Origin of the sequence: Ornithinimicrobium pratense (assembly GCF_008843165.1) — a bacterium.
Taxonomy (GTDB): Bacteria; Actinomycetota; Actinomycetes; order Actinomycetales; family Dermatophilaceae; genus Ornithinicoccus; species Ornithinicoccus pratensis.
In genome coordinates this window covers 2,864,032-2,882,322 of the sequence record NZ_CP044427.1, presented here as the reverse complement: position 1 = coordinate 2,882,322, position 18,291 = coordinate 2,864,032, and the positions used below count along the sequence as shown (strand labels likewise).

15 protein-coding genes are annotated in these 18,291 nt (G+C 71.5%); 5 read left to right on the top strand and 10 right to left on the bottom strand.

Annotation, left to right across the window (positions count from 1 at the left end; genetic code table 11):
* Window positions 1–25: 25 nt before the first annotated feature.
* Window positions 26–1,861 carry an AMP-binding protein gene (locus FY030_RS13210; protein ID WP_158061930.1) on the bottom strand — a complete coding sequence of 612 codons (1,836 nt, stop codon included), beginning with the start codon at window positions 1,859–1,861 and terminating at the stop codon, window positions 26–28.
* Window positions 1,862–2,116: 255 nt separating this feature from the next.
* Window positions 2,117–3,154: a hypothetical protein gene (locus tag FY030_RS13205; RefSeq protein WP_158061928.1), complete on the bottom strand. Its 1,038-nt coding sequence runs from the start codon at window positions 3,152–3,154 to the stop codon at window positions 2,117–2,119.
* 243 nt (window positions 3,155–3,397) lie between these two features.
* On the opposite strand from FY030_RS13205, the gene FY030_RS13200 reads away from it, so the two are divergent.
* The 3 genes from FY030_RS13200 to FY030_RS13190 all read left to right on the top strand — a co-directional run bounded on the left by FY030_RS13200 (window position 3,398) and on the right by FY030_RS13190 (window position 5,916).
* Entirely contained in the window at window positions 3,398–4,552 is a 1,155-nt protein-coding gene (locus FY030_RS13200; protein WP_158061926.1) for an S-(hydroxymethyl)mycothiol dehydrogenase, read from the top strand.
* Window positions 4,549–5,178, top strand: a complete 630-nt coding sequence (locus tag FY030_RS13195; RefSeq protein ID WP_158061925.1) for an MBL fold metallo-hydrolase — start codon at window positions 4,549–4,551, stop codon at window positions 5,176–5,178. The genes FY030_RS13200 and FY030_RS13195 overlap by 4 nt, the downstream gene beginning before the upstream one ends.
* Window positions 5,179–5,364: 186 nt before the next feature.
* Window positions 5,365–5,916: an AMIN-like domain-containing (lipo)protein gene (locus tag FY030_RS13190; protein WP_420371887.1), complete on the top strand. Its 552-nt coding sequence runs from the start codon at window positions 5,365–5,367 to the stop codon at window positions 5,914–5,916.
* A 65-nt stretch (window positions 5,917–5,981) separates the two neighbouring features.
* Here the strand turns inward: FY030_RS13190 and FY030_RS13185 are convergent, their stop codons facing one another.
* The 4 genes from FY030_RS13185 to FY030_RS13170 form a co-directional block, all read right to left on the bottom strand.
* Window positions 5,982–6,881, bottom strand: a complete 900-nt coding sequence (locus FY030_RS13185) for an SDR family oxidoreductase (protein WP_158061924.1) — start codon at window positions 6,879–6,881, stop codon at window positions 5,982–5,984.
* Window positions 6,882–7,018: 137 nt separating this feature from the next.
* Window positions 7,019–9,316, bottom strand: a complete 2,298-nt coding sequence (locus FY030_RS13180) for a glycoside hydrolase family 31 protein (RefSeq protein WP_158061922.1) — start codon at window positions 9,314–9,316, stop codon at window positions 7,019–7,021.
* Between the two features lie 72 nt (window positions 9,317–9,388).
* Window positions 9,389–10,045, bottom strand: a complete 657-nt coding sequence (locus tag FY030_RS13175; RefSeq protein WP_158061920.1) for a GOLPH3/VPS74 family protein — start codon at window positions 10,043–10,045, stop codon at window positions 9,389–9,391.
* A gap of 273 nt (window positions 10,046–10,318) precedes the next feature.
* Window positions 10,319–11,326 (bottom strand): hypothetical protein, encoded by a 1,008-nt coding sequence (locus FY030_RS13170; protein ID WP_158061918.1) that lies wholly within the window; start codon window positions 11,324–11,326, stop codon window positions 10,319–10,321.
* A gap of 200 nt (window positions 11,327–11,526) precedes the next feature.
* Here FY030_RS13170 and cysS point away from each other — a divergent pair, with 200 nt between their 5' ends.
* Window positions 11,527–12,972: a cysteine--tRNA ligase gene (cysS, locus tag FY030_RS13165; protein WP_158061916.1), complete on the top strand. Its 1,446-nt coding sequence runs from the start codon at window positions 11,527–11,529 to the stop codon at window positions 12,970–12,972.
* 15 nt (window positions 12,973–12,987) lie between these two features.
* Window positions 12,988–13,944, top strand: a complete 957-nt coding sequence (gene rlmB, locus FY030_RS13160) for a 23S rRNA (guanosine(2251)-2'-O)-methyltransferase RlmB (protein WP_158061915.1) — start codon at window positions 12,988–12,990, stop codon at window positions 13,942–13,944.
* An 82-nt stretch (window positions 13,945–14,026) separates the two neighbouring features.
* Here the strand turns inward: rlmB and FY030_RS13155 are convergent, their stop codons facing one another.
* From FY030_RS13155 to FY030_RS13140, 4 genes are all read right to left on the bottom strand, one after another.
* Window positions 14,027–15,010, bottom strand: coding sequence for a cation diffusion facilitator family transporter (locus FY030_RS13155; RefSeq protein WP_238348340.1), 984 nt, complete (start codon window positions 15,008–15,010; stop codon window positions 14,027–14,029).
* The gene (locus FY030_RS13150; protein ID WP_158061913.1) at window positions 15,007–15,489 is read right to left on the bottom strand and encodes a transporter substrate-binding domain-containing protein; all 483 of its coding nucleotides are present in this window, start codon (window positions 15,487–15,489) and stop codon (window positions 15,007–15,009) included. The genes FY030_RS13155 and FY030_RS13150 overlap by 4 nt, the downstream gene beginning before the upstream one ends.
* Before the next feature lie 98 nt (window positions 15,490–15,587).
* The gene (locus FY030_RS13145; protein ID WP_158061912.1) at window positions 15,588–16,838 is read right to left on the bottom strand and encodes a DUF4032 domain-containing protein; all 1,251 of its coding nucleotides are present in this window, start codon (window positions 16,836–16,838) and stop codon (window positions 15,588–15,590) included.
* A gap of 110 nt (window positions 16,839–16,948) precedes the next feature.
* Window positions 16,949–18,031 carry an ABC transporter ATP-binding protein gene (locus FY030_RS13140; RefSeq protein WP_158061910.1) on the bottom strand — a complete coding sequence of 361 codons (1,083 nt, stop codon included), beginning with the start codon at window positions 18,029–18,031 and terminating at the stop codon, window positions 16,949–16,951.
* Window positions 18,032–18,291 lie beyond the last annotated feature (260 nt).

Here is an 18,291-nt window from a genome sequence, read left to right as displayed (position 1 = left end):
CTCGCCGGGCCGCAACCCCTTCGCCCTACTCCGGCTGGCCCTCCTGCGGCTGGCCCTCCTGCGGCTGGCTCTCCTGCGGCTGGCCCTCCTGCGGCTGGCCTGCCTGCGGGCCCAGAAGCCGCTCGCGGACGCGCCGGCGCAGCACCTTGCCCAGCTGGCTGCGGGGCAGGTCCTCCAGCAGGTGCACGGCGCGGGGCACGGCATACCGGGAGACGCGCCCGTGCAGCCACTCGCGCAGCGCAGCCAGGTCCACCGCTGCCCCCTGCTCGAGGACAAGAGCGGCGACGACGTGCTCGCCCAGCGAGGTGTCCGGCAGCCCGACCACGGCCACGTCAACAACGCCGGGCATGCCCCGGACAGCCTCCTCGACCTGGGTAGGGTAGATGTTGAAACCGCCGGAGATGATCAGCTCCTTGCGGCGGTCGGCCAGGGCCACGAAGCCGTCGTCCGGGTCACGCCGGACCAGGTCACCCGTACGCAGCCAGCCACCGGGCAGCAGGACCTCCGCGCTCTCCTCCGGCGCGTCGAGGTAGCCGCCGAACACCTGCGGGCCGTGGACGAGCAGCTCGCCCACCTCCCCGTCGGGCACGTCGGGCGCGTCGGGGTCCTCCTCGACCAGGTCGGGATCGACGACGCGGATCCGGGTGCCGGGGAACGGGACGCCGAGCGTGCCAGGTCGACGCTCGGGCCCGAACGGGTTGCCCAGTGCCACGGGAGAGCACTCGGTCATGCCGTAGCCCTCGATCACCAGGCCGCCCGTCGCCTCCTCCCAGCGCTGGGCGACCTTCGGGTCGAGCGACATCGCCCCCGAGATCGCGTAGCGCAGGGGGCGCAGGAGCGTGGGGTCCGCCGCGGTGGCCGCTGCGGCGAGCCGGTCCAGCATCGGCGGGACGCCGGCGAGGAAGGTCCAGGGCCGACGCCGGATCGAGGCCACCACCATGTCCACGTCGAAGTTGGGCAGCACCACCTGGGTGGCGCCCTTGGACACGGCAAAGGTCAGCGAGAGCGTCATCCCGAAGGCGTGGAAGAAGGGCAGGACCGCACCGAAGGTCTCCTCGCCCTCCCTCAGGCCTGGCACCCACTGCTGGCCCTGGGCGACGTTGGCCATGAGGTTGGCCTGGGTCAGCGGCACCAGCTTGGGGGTGCCGGTGGTGCCGCCCGTGGGCAGCAGGACCGCCACGTCGCCGGGGGAGGGGGTATGCAGCACGTCCTCTGCTGTCCTCGCCGCTGGCTCGGACCGAGTCGTCGAGAGCCTTGCCGTCGCACGGTTCACCCTTGGCCTGCTCGTCGACCGGCTCGCCGCGGCGACGCTGCGGTCCCATGAACCCACGCCCGGCGGGACGGTTGCGCGCAGCTGGGCCCGCTTGGCCCGGGCAGCCTTGAGCGGCAGCCGCAGCAGCAGGCGGGTTCGGCGCGGCATACCCGCGGTCAGGTCGACGGCGAGCACGGTAGAGCCGCTGCCCCCGCCTCCGCCCTCCAGCACGGCGGCCAGCGAGTGTTCCCAGGCGAGCACCACCCTGGCCCCGTGCATCCGCAGCTGGGCGCGGATCTCCTCCGGGGCCGCGAGCGGGTTGTGCTCGGCGACGGTAGCTCCCAGGGAGGTGATCGCGTAGAAGGCGACGACGTGCTGGGGGCTGTTGGGCAGGATGACCGCCACCCGGTCGCCTGGCCCGACCCCGTGCTCGCGCAGGACCTGGGCCGCGGCGCTGACCTGTGCCGCGAGCTCGGCGTAGGTCAGCTCGGCACCCAGGAAGTCGATCGCGACCCGGTCCGGCCAGCGTCGGGCAGCGTGGGACAACAGCTCGGTGGTCGACCCGGCTGGCGTCACGGTCAACGGGATGAGGGGCTCTGCGCTCGTCACCTCCCCAACCTACGCTGCCGTAGGTTCGTGGGCGACCGGGTATGTCACAGGTGTGCTCCCACTCACGCATGTGCAGGAACGGTGTGTCACCTGCGTGCTCCCACTCACGGATGTGCAGGAACGGTGTGTCACCTGCGTGCTCCCACTCACGGATGTGACGCCCCGTTCGTGCACCAGAGTGCCGACCATGTGGGATGCCCTCCCTGCCCTCCCTGCCCTCCATGCCCTCCAGGCCCTTCAGGATCGGTCGGGGCATCACTGCCCGCTCTGGGCAGGACCGCGGGGAGGCGCCGGGACGACCCGGACGGCGGGCATGGGGGACGCGGGGCCCAGTGCCACCGTCTGGCGGAGCCGGGTCAGGAAGCGGCGGGGCTGGGAGTACAGCGTCCAGGGGGTGACGCCGAGCAGCCGTGCGCCCACTGCCACGTAGGCCGAGTCCTTCTCCACCGTGCCGGCCCAGCGGTCACCACCCTGGTCGTCAACCCCCTGGTGGTGCTGCCGGGAGTGCACCTGGATCACCAGCCCAAGATCGGGGAAGAAGCCGTCCGGGTATCCGACGAGCTCTCTGTCCGAGACCCGTTCCAACCGGATGTTCGTGAGCATCTGCGGCAGGTCCGGCTCGAGGTCCACGACCCGTCGCAACGCCGCCTCGGGGCGTGACCACGCCCCACCCAGAAACCCCGCCAGGCCCACGCCGATCCCGGCCACCTTGCGGTGCGGCCGCTGCCACAGCTCCAGCTCCATCTCCTGGGCGGTGCAGAGCCCCCGCTGAAGCACCGCGATCGCCAGGGCCTCCAGATCCTGGGCCGCCACTGCCTCGTAGACCGCGGCATCGGCGAGGGCCCGTGCTGCCGGGGCCGCCTGGACGATCCCCATTTTCTGGACCCCGGGGACCTCCCGGGCCGAACGGACCACGCTGGCGATCCCGTGACGTCTGGCTCGGCCGGTCGCCGGGACAACGTAGACGAAGCGCAGCCTGCCCGGCACGCGAAGTCCGAGCAGCCGCAGAGCCGAGGTCCCGGACAGGATCGCCCGCGGTCCAGCCCACAGCGTCGCCGCGATGAGCTGGGTCGTGGCGTCCACGGGCCCACGGTGCGCGGCGACGACAGACGGGAAGGGGCACTGCCAGACGGTGCTCCTCGCGTGCCGGATCTGCCCCTCGCTCCATCCCGCCTGGCGCAGCTGGCGATAGGTGGCCAGACCGTGCTGGCCCACGATGCTGGGGAAGTCGGGTCGCGGCTGCGGGGCCCCACCGTGGGAGGTGCGTGGCGCAGTGCCCAGCAGATCGCTCATGCCCCCAGCGTCCTGCAGGTGGCTTGCTCCTCGCCCTGATCCAGGGGCTGCCCTGTGGACAACGACGGTGGTGCAGGAACGGAGTGACACATAGGTCACGCTGGCGACGGATGTGACACCCCGCTTCTGCACATGCGTGGTCAGAGAGCCTGGACCCCCCTGGAGCGCACCCCCACGCGCCTGGAGGGAACGGTCCGCCTACGGTGGAGGCAACACCTGCACACCTGCCCAGGAGGGTCCTTCATGTCCCAGATCGTCAAGGGCGTCATCGCCCGCAGCAAGGATGCCGACGTCGAGGTCGTCGACATCGTCGTGCCAGCCCCTGGTCCGGGGGAGGCGGTGGTCAAGGTCGAGGCCTGCGGCGTCTGCCACACCGACCTGCACTACCGTCAGGGCGGCATCAACGACGAGTTCCCCTTCCTCCTCGGCCACGAGGCCGCAGGGACGGTCGAGGCCGTGGGGGAGGGCGTGACGGAGGTCGAGCCCGGTGACTTCGTCATCCTCAACTGGCGCGCCGTGTGCGGCCAGTGCCGGGCCTGTGCCAAGGGCAAGCCGTGGTACTGCTTCGCCACCCACAACGCCACCCAGAAGATGACCCTGGCCGAGGGCGACCCGATGGCCGGGGCCGAGCTGAGCCCGGCCCTGGGGATCGGCGCGTTCATCGAGAAGACGCTGGTCGCCGCCGGCCAGTGCACCAAGGTCGACCGTGAGGCCTCCGCCGTCGCGGCTGGCCTCCTCGGCTGCGGCGTGATGGCCGGCTTCGGTGCAGCAGTCAACACCGGCGCCGTCACCCGCGGCGACTCGGTGGCCGTCATCGGCTGCGGCGGGGTCGGCGACGCCGCCGTGGCCGGGGCCGCGATCGCCGGTGCCACGACGATCATCGCCGTCGACATCGACGACCGGAAGCTGGAGACGGCCAAGCGCTTTGGCGCCACCCACACCGTCAACAGCAAGGAGAACGACCCGGTCGAGGCCATCCAGGCCCTCACCGGTGGGCACGGCGCCGACGTCGTGGTCGAGGCGGTAGGCCGCCCGGAGACCTACAAGCAGGCCTTCTACGCCCGCGACCTGGCCGGCACCGTCGTGCTCGTCGGGGTGCCGACCCCCGACCTGGAGGTCACCCTGCCCCTGGCCGACGTCTTCGGCCGCGGCGGGGCGCTGAAGTCCAGCTGGTACGGCGACTGCCTGCCTTCCCGCGACTTCCCGATGCTCATCGACCTCTACCGCCAGGGCCGGTTCGATCTCGACGGCTTCGTCACCGAGACAATCGGGCTCGGCGACGTCGAGTCGGCCTTCACGAAGATGCACGGCGGCGACGTGCTGCGTAGCGTCGTGGTTATCGACAGCCAGACCGAGGCGCCCGCGGGCGCTCCCGAGACGGAGGAGAGCAAGGCATGAACGTGCGGATCGACCATGGCATCACCACCGGCGCCTTCGAGCTGGACGGCGGCACCTGGGAGGTGGACAACAACATCTGGGTGCTGGGCAACGACGAGGAGTGCGTGATCATCGACGCTCCCCATGACGCGCAGAAGATCGCCGACATCGCTGCGGACCGCAAGGTGGTCGGGATCCTGCTCACCCACGCCCACAGCGACCACGTCGACGCGGTCTTCGACCTGCAGGAGTGGGTGGACGGCCCCATCTACCTGCACCCCGACGACAAGCCGGTCTGGGAGCTCACCCACCCGGGCCGCACCTGGGACGAGGACCTGGCCGACGGGATGACGATCGAGGTCGCGGGGCAGAGCCTGCACGTGCTGCATACCCCCGGTCACTCCCCGGGTGCCTGCTCCTTCTACGTCCCGGGCATGGCGACGGTGTTCACCGGTGACACCCTCTTCGAGGGCGGGCCGGGCGCGACCGGCCGCTCGTTCAGCAACTTCGACACCATCATCGAGTCGATCACCGACAAGCTGCTGGCCCTGCCCGAGGAGACGGTGGTGCGCACCGGCCACGGCGGCAGCACCACGATCGGGGACGAGGCGCCGCAGCGTCAGGAGTGGATCGACCGGGGCAGCTGACCGGTATGCCGTAGGACGGGGGCGGGTGATCACCCGCCCCCTTCCCGTCTCCTGAACCTTCTCCGACCATGGCGCGACTACCTGACGAAGGTGCTCCGCCGGAGCGCCCCAGAAGGGCAGGGGAAGATCATGAGAAAGACCGTGGGGACGACCCGGAGGGCGGCGGCCACGCTGACTGCGCTCGTCATGCTGGGCGGGGCCGTGCCCGCCGCGGCCGCGGTGCCGACCGGTGCGGCGAGCGCCTCGGTCGGCGCAGCGGGCATCAGCTGCGGGGTGACCTGGGGGTCACTGGAGAAGGCGCGCAGCGACAGCCATGTCGGCGACGGGACGATCAGCAACGTCCGCTCGGGGCGGCATGCCTGTTTCGACCGCGTGGTCGTGGATATCGCCGGGATCGCGGCCGGCAAGGTCGGCCACCGGGTGCGCTACGTCGACACGGTCACGCAGCCTGGGTCCGGCCAGCCCGTGCCGCTGGCCGGTGGGGCGCGGCTGCAGGTGGATGTGACCGTGCCGGCCTACGACTCCTCCGGCCGCCCGACCTACTCACCCAAGGACCGGAGCAAGGTGGTCGACGTCACCGGCTACGACACGCTGCGGCAGGTCGCGGTCGCCGGGTCGTTCGAGGGCCAGACCACCTTCGGTGTGGGCGTGCGCGCCCGGCTGCCGATGCGGGTCTTCGTGCTCGATGGCCCCGGGAGCGGCTCGCGCCTGGTCATCGACGTCGCGCACAAGTGGTGACGGCGCGCAGCTGAGCCAGGATCCCGGCGGCGGCGGATCGTCCGCCGCCGCCGGTGGTCCGGGGCCTAGAAGACCGGCTTGCCGCCGGTCACCCCGAGCACCGTGCCGGAGACATAGCTGGCGTCGCGCGGCGAGGCCAGGAAGACAAAGGCTGGGGCCACCTCCGAGGGTTGGCCGGCCCGCCCCAGCGGGGTGTCGGCGCCGAACTCCTCCATCGCCTCGGCGGGCTTGGTGGCCGGCTGCAGGGGCGTCCAGATCGGTCCAGGGGCGACCGCGTTCACCCGGATGCCCCTGGGGCCGACCTCGGCCGCGAGGTTGACGGTGAAGTTGTTGATGGCCGCCTTGGTCGCCGCGTAGTCCAGCAGCGTGGTCGAGGGCTCCCAGGCCTGGATCGAGCTGACGTTGATGATGCTGGCGCCCTTGCCGAGGTGCGGCAGGGCGGCTCGGGTCATCCACATCAGCGCGTAGAGGTTGGTCTTGAAGATCCGGTCCATCCGCTCCGAGCTCATCTGCTCCAGGCCCTCGTCCCGGGCCCACTGGGCGCCAGCGTTGTTGACCAGCACGTCCAGCCCACCCAGCTCCTGCACCGACTTCTCGACAACCTGCTCGCAGGTTGCCTCCGCCGTGAGGTCACCGGGGCACAGCACCGCGGTGCGCCCGGCCGCGCGGACCAGCTCGGCGGTGGACTCGGCGTCCTCCTGCTCATCCGGCAGGTAGGACAGGGCGACATCCGCACCCTCACGGGCGAAGGCGATCGCGACCGCGCGGCCGATACCGGAGTCGCCACCGGTGACCAGGGCGCGCAGGCCCTCGAGCTTGCCGCTGCCCTTGTAGGTCTCCTCCCCGTGGTCGGGCACAGGGTCCATCGCGCTCGTGCTGCCGGGCGGCTCCTGCTCCTGTGCGGGGAAGCCACCCTGGTCGTTCGTCATGCTCTCGGCGCGCTGGCCGACGGTCGACTCGGTCATCGATCTCGCCTCTCTGCTGCAGGGGTGGGGACGTCCACCACGCTAGGCGGGCCGCAGGTGGGCTGCCAGGTGAAGGCGGGCCGGGCTGAGGCGGCGGTCGGGCGTGGAAGAGGCGGAGATGGCGTGAGGGCACAGGCTCACCGCCCCTCGGCGGTCAGCACCTCCACCAGCGCACCCAGCAAGGACGGGTCGAGAGGGAGTGAGGTCAGCTCGCCCACCAACCCGGCGCGGGGGGCCGACAGGTCGGACCGGGTGAGCAGACGCCATACCTCGTCCTTGGTGGCGTGCTCGACCTCCGCGGCGTCGAGGATGGCGAAGCAGGTGCTGAGCTCATGCTGCTCGGGCTCGGACCCCCTCAGGTCGATGCTCACCTGCTCACCGACGGGGATGTCCGCGTGGACGCTCGCGGGAGAGCCAGAGCCGGCCACCCGCACGGTCCAGGTCCGCTTCGCCGGCAGCGCGGTCAGGTCACCCTCGGCGGGGCCAACCGTCAGGGTCCCGCCGCGCAGCCGCAGCGGCGTCCGGGCCACCCGCCGGGTCGGTTCGGGTCCGTCGTCGTCCTCGACCAGCAGGTGCTCGCCGTCGGCGCCGGGGTAGACCTGCAGGTCCAGCGCGATCGGTAGCGGGACGCCGTTGCCGACCTCGTCCTCCGCGACCAGCGGCAGCACGGTGCCGGCGGCGGCGAAGACCGCGGTGTGCGCCAGGTCCCGGTAGGCCGCCACCGTGCGCCCGTGGTCCCCAGCCTCGTAGCGCCGGCCGGTCTCCAGGTCGAACCAGGCGCCCGGCGGCAGCCACAGGTCGACCCGGGCCAGGCCGGTGCGCCGGTCGCGGGGCTGCACGACCGGCGCGCAGAGCAGGTCGGCGCCGAAGAAGTAGGTGGCGCGGTGCGCGTAGGCCTCCTCGCGTGCGGGATGGCGGTGGTAGACCGGCTCGACGAGCGGGACGCCCTCGGCGCTGGCCCGTTCGGCCATCGTGGCCAGGTAGGGCAGCAGCCGATGCCGCAGCCGCAGCGCCGCACCCATCAAGGCCTCGGCCTCCGGGCCGAACCGCCACGGCTCCTTGCCCTGGAAGGGGCTGGCCGTCGCGTGCAGCCGGTTGACCGGCGACCACACCCCGAGCTGCCCCCAGCGCACCGCCAGCTCCACGTCCTTGACCCCGCCCCAGTGCCCGCCGATGTCGTGGCTCCACCAGCCGTAGCCGATGTTCGCCGCGGTGGCGGTGAACTCGGGCTGGAAGCGCAGGCTGTCCCAGCTGATCACCGTGTCGCCGGAGAAGCCGATCGGCGTGCGGTGGCTGCCCGGCCCGGCATAACGGCTGAAGACCACCGGTCGGCGGCCGGTCGCGGCGAGCTCGGCGAAGTGCACCTCGTTGAGCGCCCGCAGCGGGTCCAGGCCCGGCAGCCGGGAGTAGGGGCCGGACTGCCAGTCGATCCACCAGAAGTCCACCCCCTGCTCCTCCAGCGGGTGCGCCACGTGGTCGAAGAAGGCCCGCAGCCAGGCGGGGTCGGTGACGTCGAAGGCCAAGGGCGCCTCGGTGGCCGGGTCCACGCCGAGGGCCCGCGCCATCGTCGGGTATGCGGTCTCGAACGCCCGCACCCCGTCCGCCGGGTGGTCGTTGAGGGTGACCTTCAAGCCGCGGTCGTGCAGCTCGGCCAGGAACGCCCCGGGGTCCGGGAAAAGCCGGGGGTCCCAGGTGTAGCCGGTCCAGCCGCTGCCGAACCGGCTGTCGAACTGGCTGTCGGTGATGTGCCAGTCCATGTCCAGCACCGCGACCGAGAACGGCAGCCGGTCGGCGGCGAACCGGTCCAGCAGGGCGGAGTACTCCTGCGCGGAGTAGGGGTGGTAGCGGCTCCACCAGTTGCCCAGCACGTAGCGCGGCACCCGCGGCACGGGGCCGGTCAATCGGTAGAAGTCGCGGAGCGCGCCGCGGAAGTCCAGCCCGTGGGCAAAGACGTAGAGGTCGACCGCACCCTCCTCCCGGGGCTTCAGGTCGGCGACTCCGGGACCGGTGCGGACCAGGCTGGCCGAGTCGTCCAGCACCTCGTAACCGTCCCGGGAGATCACGCCCGGCTCCAGCGGGCTGCGCCCGTCGACCTCGTCCAGGGTGCGGGCGGTGCCGCCCAGCCGGCTCTTGGGGCGCACGGGCACGCCATACCGCCACACCGAGTGGTAGGTGGTCACGCCGCCCCTGACCTGCAGCGAGAGGCCGGAGGGGGTTGGTGGCCCGCCGTCGTAGACCAGCTCGAAGCCGTCGGTGACGACCTCTACGCCGCTGCCCACCGGGGTTACCGTGGCCGGCACCGGCCCCAAGTCACGGTCGAGGACCACCTGTGTCGGCTCGTCGGTGAAGGCGCCGGACGGCGACCACTCCAAGCGCACCAGGTGAGGGGTGAGGACGCTCAGGCGGGCATGGTCGGACTCGTGGACGACGGGCATGCCCACCACGCTAGGCGGCCCGGGGCACGGGCCGCAGTGCAAGGAGACGGTGCGACCGCCTGGCCGGGTGGCTCAGCTGGAGCCGGCGCCTGCCGCAGCGGTGACCGCCACCATGGCGGCGGCTGCAGCCTCCTCGACGGCCTTGGCGACCGCCTCGGGGGCCCAGCGGCCCTTGAGGACCTCCTTGCCCCGACGCTTGACATCCCGGTTGGTCATGCCCGGTCGCAGGTCCTCGGGCACCACGGTGTGCAGGGCGCCTACGGCGTGCAGCAGGGAGATCAACGCCCCGGTGCGGGAGTCCGCGTCCCGGGCCCCGGTCAGCACCTGGGCCAGGTCGATCAGCACGGCCTGCCTCGGGCCGTCGACGACCACCGGCCAGCGGGTCCACAGGGTCAGGCCGATGACCGAGACCGGCTCGGGCCGGATGAGCTCCTGGGTGGCCAGGCTCTCCAGGACGGGCTCGAGGAGGTGCTTGCCGACCTTGTCGAGGACGTCCTTCGGTTTCTTGCCCTCGAGCTTGGCGAAGCGGACCAGGGCGTCGTCGAGGAGGTAGTCACCGGTCGGCCCGGGGTCGTGCACCCGGAGCTTCTTGCCATCGACGGCCAGGCGCTCCAGGACCGCCAGCTCGGTGAGGAAGGCCCCTGCCAGGACCAGGTTGCGGCTGGTGCCCAGCAGGTTGCGCCCCTCCACGCTCGTCCCGACGAGCACCAGTTCCTGGGCGATATGCATACCCACAGGGTAGGCCGTGGCACCGGCCCCCGCCCCTCACCTGAGGCGGCGTGCTGGGACAGGCAGGGTCTTGCACCGCATGCAGCCTCGTCAACGCGGTGTGCGGTGCAGGACGTTGTCTGTCTGCTGCAGCCGCTGGGGACGCCGCGACCAACTGCACGTGCAGGGACGTTGTCTGTCTGCTGCAGCCGGTGGGGACACCGCGACCAACTGCACGTGCAGGGACGTTGTCTGACTGCTGCAGCCGGTGGGGACACCCCGACCAACTGCACGTCACCCCGTCGTGGCGGCCCGGGCCTCCGCGCGGGCGATGGCGGCCAGGATGCGCTGACGGACCAGGTGCGGTCTGGCCAGGTCCGCCCACCGGAGTCTGACCACCTCATAGCCCAGTGCCCGCATCCGGTCCTCGCGGTCCTTCTCGGCCAGCAGCGTGCCGGGGCCGGTGTACTTCCCGGTCCCGTCGAACTCGATCAGCACGTCCCAGCGGTCCAGCTTCAGGTCCGCCAGACCCACCAGGACCGCACCGTCGCGCACGGGGAACTGGAGGGTGGTCGGGCCGAACCCGAGGAGGCGCAGCAGCCAACGGCTCCGGCTCTCACCGGCAGACTCGCTGCGGCCGTCCGAGAACTCGGCGACGAGCCGGACCACCGGAGTGCCTGGTCCCCAGGTGAGGGTCAGCGCCGACGCGATCTGTCGGTGGGCCGCTGCCGTCGCGGGCCCGTCCGAGCGGCCGACCTCGTCCTTGTCCCGCAGCCGTGCCTCGTGCAGCACGCCGTCGAGGGCGACCAGACCGGCCTCCTCACCATGCGTGGCCGCGACCTGCAGGGCAGCCAGCACCGGCCGCATCACCCGGAGGCCCTCGACGGCCACGACCCAGCTGGGATCGACCGGGCTGTGCACCCAGACCGTGTCGTCACGGCGACCTCGCAGCCCGTCGGTCCGGACGAGATGGACCAGCCCGTCCTCACCGAAATAGGGGAGCCCATGGACCATGAGGGCGCTCTCGTGGCTGAGCGCATGGACCGCTGCGTCCCGGGCTCCGTCGGTCGCCGGGGCGAGGCTGAACCCGACCGCCCTCGCCTCCAGCGCCCGCCTGGCCCACGGCGTGGCATCGACCAGTTCGGCAGCCAGGACCACGGCGTCCCTGCGGACGCTGACCAGCTCTCGGCGACGCACCATCGCCTCCACAGTCCGGCGCGAGAACCCGGCTTCCTGCAGCTGGCGTCGGCTACCTGCCCCGCCCTGCGCCTCGAGCAACGAGATGATCCCCTCCGCAGACATGGTTCGAGTCTGCCGGGGCGCGCAGCCCGGGGTCCGAGCTTGTCCACAGCCAGGATTGTCCACAGCCAGGACAGGCAACGTTCTGCACCGCCTGCAGCGTTGACGACGTGGTCTGTGGTGCAGGACCTTGCCCGTCCCGGGGAGAGGGGCGATCTGCGGGGTGGCGGGCGGCGCGGCATACCCCCGGTAGCCTTGACCGGGTGAGCCTGCACCTGTATGACACCGCCTCCCGCGAGCTGCGGCCCTTCGAGCCGCTCGAGCCCGGTCGCGTCGGGATCTACATCTGTGGCCTCACCACCCAGGGCAGCCCGCACATCGGGCACGTCCGGTTCGCGGTCGCCTTCGACATCCTGCGCCGCTGGCTGGAGCGGGGACACGGCTACGACGTGACCCTGGTCCGCAATGTCACCGACATCGACGACAAGATCCTGGCCAAGTCCGAAGAGGCCGGCCAGCCCTGGTGGGCCTGGTCCTACCTGCACGAGCGGGAGACCACGCGCGCGCTGGAGCTGCTCGGCGTCCTGCCGCCGACCTACGAGCCGCGGGCGACCGGCCACATCACCGAGCAGGTCGAGCTCATCCAGGTCCTGATCGAGAAGGGCCACGCCTACGCCGCCGAGGACGGCTCTGGCGACGTCTACTTCGACGTCCGCTCCTGGCCGGCCTATGGCGAGCTGACCCGGCAGAGGCTCGACGACATGGAGCCAGCCGGTGACGCCGACCCGCGTGGCAAGCGCGACCCGCGCGACTTCGCCCTCTGGAAGGGGCACAAGGCGGGCGAGCCGGAGACCGCGTCCTGGCCGACCCCCTACGGCCGCGGCCGCCCCGGCTGGCACCTGGAGTGCTCGGCGATGGCGCGCAAGTACCTCGGGGACGCCTTCGACATCCACGGCGGCGGCGTCGACCTGCGCTTCCCGCACCACGAGAACGAGCAGGCCCAGTCGCGTGCCGCCGGCCTCGACTTCGCGGGCTTCTGGCTGCACAACGCCTGGGTCACGGTCAAGGGCGCCAAGATGGGCAAGTCGCTCGGCAACGCGCTCGCGGTGACCGAGCTGACCAAGACCGTCCGCCCACTGGTGCTGCGCTACTACCTCGGCGCCGCGCACTACCGCTCCACGATCGAGTATGGCGAGGGCTCGCTCGACGAGGCGCTCGCGGCGGTGGAACGGATCGAGGGGTATGTGGCGCGCGCCCTGGAGGTCGCCGGGGCCTCGGCGGAGCAGGTGGTGCAGGAGGCGCATGCGCTCCCGGTGGAGGAGGCCTTCCCGGCGCAGTTCCGGGCGGCGCTGGACGATGACGTCAACGTGCCTGAGGCACTGGCCGTAGTCTTCGGCGCGGTGCGCGAGGGGAACAAGGCGCTGGAGAGCGGCGGGGAGCAGGCTGCGGTGCGGCATACGCTGCAGCAGCTGGTCGCCATGCTCGACGTGCTCGGCGTCAACCCCCTGGACCCGCGGTGGGGCGGCGCGGACGAGGGAGGCCAGGCGGGCGAGGTGCTGGCCGCCCTGGTGCAGGAGCGGCTCGCGGCGCGGACACAGGCGCGGGCCGACAAGGACTTCGCGGCGGCGGACGCCATTCGCGACCAGCTGACCGCGCTCGGCGTGGTCATCGAGGACACCCCGGCCGGCGCCCGCTGGTCGCTGGGCTGAGGAGACGGAAGCGACATGGCAGGCAACCAGCAGCGACGTGCGGCACGCACGAGCAACAAGAAGGGCATGACCGTCGGCTCCGGCGGGCAGCGCCGCAAGCAGCTCAAGGGCCGGGGCCCGACGCCCAAGGCCGAGGAGCGGGTGGGGCATCCGGCCGCCCGCCGGGCAGCGCGGACCACGAAGGACGGCGGGGGGCGGCAGCCGGCCCGACGCTCCGGGCCGGGCCGCGGCGCGGCGACCGAGGTGGTCGTGGGACGCAACAGCGTGCTCGAGGCGCTGCGGACCGGTGTCCCGGGCACGGCGTTGCACGTCGGCACCCGGATGGAGAGCGACGACCGGGTCAAGGAGGCGATCACGCTGGCGACCGAGGCCGGGATCGCGCTGCTGGAGACCCCGCGCGGGGAGCTGGACCGGATCACCGACGGCGCGGTGCACCAGGGGCTCGCGCTGACCGTGCCGCCCTACGACTACGCCCACCCCGATGACCTGCTCTCCCAGCAGCTGCCCGGGGTGCCGCTCATCGTCGCGCTCGACGGCATCACCGACCCGCGCAACCTGGGCGCCATCATCCGGTCGGCCGGCGCCTTCGGCGGACACGGCGTGGTGGTGCCGGCCCGCCGCTCGGCCGGCGTGACCGCGGCGGCCTGGAAGACCTCCGCCGGCGCCGCGGCCCGGATCCGAGTGGCGCAGGCGACCAACCTGACCCGGACCTTGGAGGACTACCGCAAGGCCGGCTTCTTCGTCATCGGCTTGGACGCCGACGGCGACGTGGAATTGCCCGGTCTGGCGCTGGCCGACCAGCCGCTGGTCGTCGTCATCGGCTCCGAGGGCAAGGGCCTGTCCCGCCTGGTGCGGGAGACCTGCGACCAAATCGTCTCGATCCCGATGGCCGGCGTGACCGAGTCACTCAACGCCGGGATCGCCGCGGCCGTGACGCTCTACGAGATCGCCCGGGCTCGGGCTCGGCGCTGACGAACGCGGGTCTGCGACGTCAGTCGACGGGACCGCGGCGGGAGGCGCTGCCCGTCCCGTGGTAGCAGCGCGACCGGGTCGCTCAGTCGGGGTAGGTCGGGGCGAGGTCCGCCACGGCGGCGACGGTGACGTCGTCCAGCTTCCAGTCCAGGTCGCGGATGTCCTCGGTGACCTGGTGCAACTGGGCGAGGTCGACCTCCCCGCCGCGGGGGATGACCCGCACCTCCACGTGGAAGACGTGGCCCATGTCCCGCACCCGGGTGCGGTGCGCGGCGACCCAGGGTCGGGAGTCGAGGTAGTCCTCGATCCTGTGGACCAGCGGGTGCTCCTGGGTGTCGTCGACGGTGCGGGCGGTGGTGTCGGTGAGCCCGGCGACCGCGGCCCGGACGTTGGTCACGCCGTCCTTGAGGATCGACATCGAGATCACCAGAGCCGCGGCGGCATCGGCCCACCACAGCCCCACACCGATGCCGAGGATCCCGACGATGCCGGCGCCGGCCGTCATCCAGTCCGCCTTGTTCATGTCAGCGTCGGCATGCAGGACCTTGTCGTGCAGCTGCTCGGCAAGCGGCTTCTTCATCCTGCCCAGGATGATCGGGCCGATGCCGCTGTAGGCCAGCGCCGCGATCATCAGCCAGCCGGCCCACACCGTGTGGCCCAGGACCTGCATGGTGCCCACAGGGGGGTGCTCCCGGCTCAGCAGCCCGGAGGCGGACTCCCAGGACAACAGCAGCCCCATGAAGAGCAGGGCGACGGCCGAGACGAGGTGGCCGACGGCCACGGCGCGGTGCCGGCCGTAGGGATGCTTGCGGTCCGGCTTGCGGGCCGCCACGCGGGCCCCGACCAGGAAGCACAGGGGCGGGATGAGGGCCAGCAGGTCCTCCACCCAGGCGGCCCGCATCGCCTGCGAGTTGCCCATGACCAGGTAGATGACCGTCACCACCGAGAGCATGTAGCCGATGGTGAAGATCTCCAGCCGTCGGGCCCTGCGCAGGATCCGCTGTTGCTCCTCGGGCAGTTCGGTGCCGCCGAAGAAGGTGCCGTGGCGGGTGCCGCCGGCGCTCACGGCTGCTCCCCGTCCAGGTAGCGCTCCAATGCGCTGAGCAGGGCATTCTCCCCCGGGACGACCGCCATGACGTGGTCGGTCTCCTCCCCATCCTCGACGGTCACCAGGTAGGGCCTGGTCAGGGCCACGTCGGTCCCCCATGGCGACTCCGCGGTGAGCCCGCCAACAACGACATCCAGCTCACCTTCCTCCAGCGCCCGCATCAGGCTCTCCTCGCCCCCGACCACCCAGGTCGGCTCGGCGGACAGTGACTGTGCGAAGCCGGTGACCAGGTCGATCTCAGTCCCGGCCGGGGGCTCGTCGATCCCGTCCGGCAGCGTCGTGAACGGCGGCTGGGGCGAGACGCCCACGCTCAGCTCGCCGGAGGAGCGGATGGATTCCAGCGTGCCGTCGGGATCGGCCGGGATGTCGAGGGCACAGCCGGCCAGCAACAGCGGGCCAAGCAGGGTCGACACGAGGGAGGTGCTTCGCGCGGACATGGCGGCAGTATGACCCGAGGGTCACCTCCTGCGCACACTCCCCCCAAAGGGTGCACCCGGTGCGCCCCGGCAGGGGTCGGACGGCATACCTTTGCTGGTCAGGGACGCACAGGCCGCGCCCGGATCGGGATCTCCTCGGTGTCCACGCCGAGCACGGCGGCCTCGTCCGGCTTGCCCGGCAGCACGGTCTGCACGTAGTCCTGCACCGCGTCCTCGATCAGGGTGTCGTGGCCGGCCCGCTCGGACAGGTACCACCGGTGCTCGAGGATCTCGTGGAAGAACTCGGCCGGCTCAAGCTTGCCCCGCAGCTCAGGGGGCACCGACCTGGTGACCGGCTCGTAGATCTGGGTCACCCAGTCGTGGGCGACCAGGCTCTCGTCGTCCCCCTGGCGCTCGGTGGCGGCCCGGTAGGAGTCGAGGTCGTTGAGCAGGCGCCGGGCCTGGTTCTCCTCCACGTCCAGGCCGGTGAGGCGCATGAGCCTGCGGGAGTGGTGCCCGGCGTCGACGATGCGGGGCTGGATGCGCAGGGAGGCACCGTCCACGTCGGTCGTCATCTCCAGCTCATCGACGTCGAAGCCGAGGTTGTTGAGGCGCCGGATCCGTTCCTCCACGCGCCACCGGTCGCCCTGCTCGAAGCGCTCCTCGCTGGTCAGCTCCCGCCAGAGCAGGTCGTAGCGGAACATGATCCGGTTGGCGATCTCCACCGGGTCCTCACCCTCGTCGAGCAGCCCGGCGGCCTCCAGGTCCATCAGCTCCCCGGCGATGTTGCCGTGCGCGATGGTCAGGTCGTGCTGGCGCTGGCCGTCGGAGAGCTGGGGGTGGATCTCCGCGGTCTCGGCGTCGACGAGGTAGGCAGCGAAGTCGCCGGCGTCGCGGCGGAAGAGGGTGTTGGACAGCGAGACATCCCCCCAGAAGCAGCCGGCCAGGTGCAGTCGCACCAGCAGCACCGCCAGCGCGTCCAGGGTGCGGCGGGCGGTGTCGGGGCGCATCCGCTGGCTGAAGACCGCGCGGTAGGGCAGGGAGAAGCGCAGGTGCTGGGTGACCAGGCAGGAGTCCAGCGGTTGTCCGGCGGCACCGGTGCGCCCGGAGACCACCGCCAGGGGCTTGACGGCGGGCAGGTCCATGCGGCGCAGCGTGCGCAGGGTCTGGAACTCGCGCCGGGCCAGGTGCTCGGTGATCTCCTTGATCGCGACCACCCTGCCCGAGAGCCGCACGAAGCGGACCACGTGCCGGCTGATGCCGCGGGGCAACGCGGCCAGATGGCTGTCCGGCCAGTCCTCCAGCGGCTGGCTCCAGGGCAGGTCCAGCATCGCCGGGTCGGGGTTGATGGCGCTGATGTCAAGCGGCATACAGACCAGAGTAGGTCCGTTCACGCACTCACCGGCCGAGATCGTGCTCTGCCCCAGGAAAGATCACGGGGGCAGCACGATGTCGGCCGGTGAGTTGAGCCGGTCTGGGATCAGTTGCTCAGGCGCTCGCCGGTCTCGGCGTGGAAGACGTGGATGTGGTCACCCTTGGGCTGGAAGTGGACGACCTCGCCCTTCTTCGGCGGGGTGCGGCCGTCGACGCGCGCGATGAACGGCTTGTCCACGGCGCCGTGACCAGGCAGCTGGCCGTAGATGTAGGCGTCGGCGCCCAGCTCCTCGACCACGTCGATCTCGATCGGCAGGCCGCGGCCGGAGTCGGAGAGCTCGACGTCCTCGGGCCGCACGCCCAGGACCACGTCGCCGCCGGCGTCGACCAGCCAGTCGCGCTGGACCGGGTGGGTGTAGTCACCGAGCTTGAGGCCGCCGTCGGTGACCGGCACCGTCATGAGGTTCATCGCGGGGGAGCCGATGAAGCCGGCGACGAAGACGTTGTTGGGGTGGTCGTACATCCGGCGCGGGCTGTCGACCTGCTGCAGGATGCCGTCCTTGAGCACCGCCACGCGGTCACCCATCGTCATCGCCTCGACCTGGTCGTGGGTGACGTAGACGGTGGTGACCCCGAGCCGGCGCTGCAGCGAGGCGATCTGGGTGCGGGTCTGCACCCGCAGCTTGGCGTCCAGGTTGGACAGCGGCTCGTCCATCAGGAAGACCTGCGGCTGGCGGACGATGGCGCGGCCCATGGCCACGCGCTGGCGCTGACCACCGGAGAGGGCCTTGGGCTTGCGCTCCAGGTAGTCGGTCAGGTCCAGGATCTTGGCTGCCTCCTCGACCCGCTCGCGGATCTCGGACTTGGGCTTGCCGGCGATCTTCAGCGCGAAGCCCATGTTGTCGGCCACGCTCATGTGCGGGTAGAGCGCGTAGTTCTGGAAGACCATGGCCACGTCGCGGTCCTTGGGCGGCATGTGGGTGACGTCGCGGTCGCCGATGAGGATGCGACCGTCGTTCACCTCCTCCAGCCCGGCGAGCATGCGCAGCGAGGTCGACTTGCCGCAGCCCGAGGGCCCGACGAGCACGAGGAACTCCCCGTCCGCGATCTCGATGTTGAGCTTGTCCACCGAGGGGGTCTCGGCCCCGGGGTAGATGCGTGTGGCCTCATCGAAGGTCACCGTTGCCATGATCCATCTCCTTCACCGGCAGGTACGTGCCGGACGATCCGTCGTAAAGGACCCACCCGCGGGTGCGCGTGGAGGTGTCGCTTGCGGCGACGTCGAGGTATGGCGTTCCCGGCGCCGTTGCAGGTGACGGATCTCACCGTAGCACCCACCGCAAGAGGCGTTGCAAGAACTTGCAAGAGACTGCAACCACGTCCATACTGAGGCAATCATCCGGCAACCGGCAGTAAGGATCGGTTGCTCAGCGGGGCCCCCTGCACCAT

Excerpts from the sequence above, each read along its gene's own strand:
- FY030_RS13140 (WP_158061910.1), bottom strand. The coding sequence starts at position 18,031 with ATGGCAACGGTGACCTTCGATGAGGCCACACGCATCTACCCCGGGGCC.
- rlmB (WP_158061915.1), top strand. The coding sequence starts at position 12,988 with ATGGCAGGCAACCAGCAGCGACGTGCGGCACGCACGAGCAACAAGAAG.
- FY030_RS13190 (WP_420371887.1), top strand. The coding sequence starts at position 5,365 with ATGCTGGGCGGGGCCGTGCCCGCCGCGGCCGCGGTGCCGACCGGTGCG.
- FY030_RS13185 (WP_158061924.1), bottom strand. The coding sequence starts at position 6,881 with ATGACCGAGTCGACCGTCGGCCAGCGCGCCGAGAGCATGACGAACGAC.
- FY030_RS13150 (WP_158061913.1), bottom strand. The coding sequence starts at position 15,489 with ATGTCCGCGCGAAGCACCTCCCTCGTGTCGACCCTGCTTGGCCCGCTG.
- FY030_RS13200 (WP_158061926.1), top strand. The coding sequence starts at position 3,398 with ATGTCCCAGATCGTCAAGGGCGTCATCGCCCGCAGCAAGGATGCCGAC.
- FY030_RS13195 (WP_158061925.1), top strand. The coding sequence starts at position 4,549 with ATGAACGTGCGGATCGACCATGGCATCACCACCGGCGCCTTCGAGCTG.
- FY030_RS13145 (WP_158061912.1), bottom strand. The coding sequence starts at position 16,838 with ATGCCGCTTGACATCAGCGCCATCAACCCCGACCCGGCGATGCTGGAC.
- FY030_RS13170 (WP_158061918.1), bottom strand. The coding sequence starts at position 11,326 with ATGTCTGCGGAGGGGATCATCTCGTTGCTCGAGGCGCAGGGCGGGGCA.
- FY030_RS13180 (WP_158061922.1), bottom strand. The coding sequence starts at position 9,316 with ATGCCCGTCGTCCACGAGTCCGACCATGCCCGCCTGAGCGTCCTCACC.
- FY030_RS13205 (WP_158061928.1), bottom strand. The coding sequence starts at position 3,154 with ATGAGCGATCTGCTGGGCACTGCGCCACGCACCTCCCACGGTGGGGCC.
- FY030_RS13175 (WP_158061920.1), bottom strand. The coding sequence starts at position 10,045 with ATGCATATCGCCCAGGAACTGGTGCTCGTCGGGACGAGCGTGGAGGGG.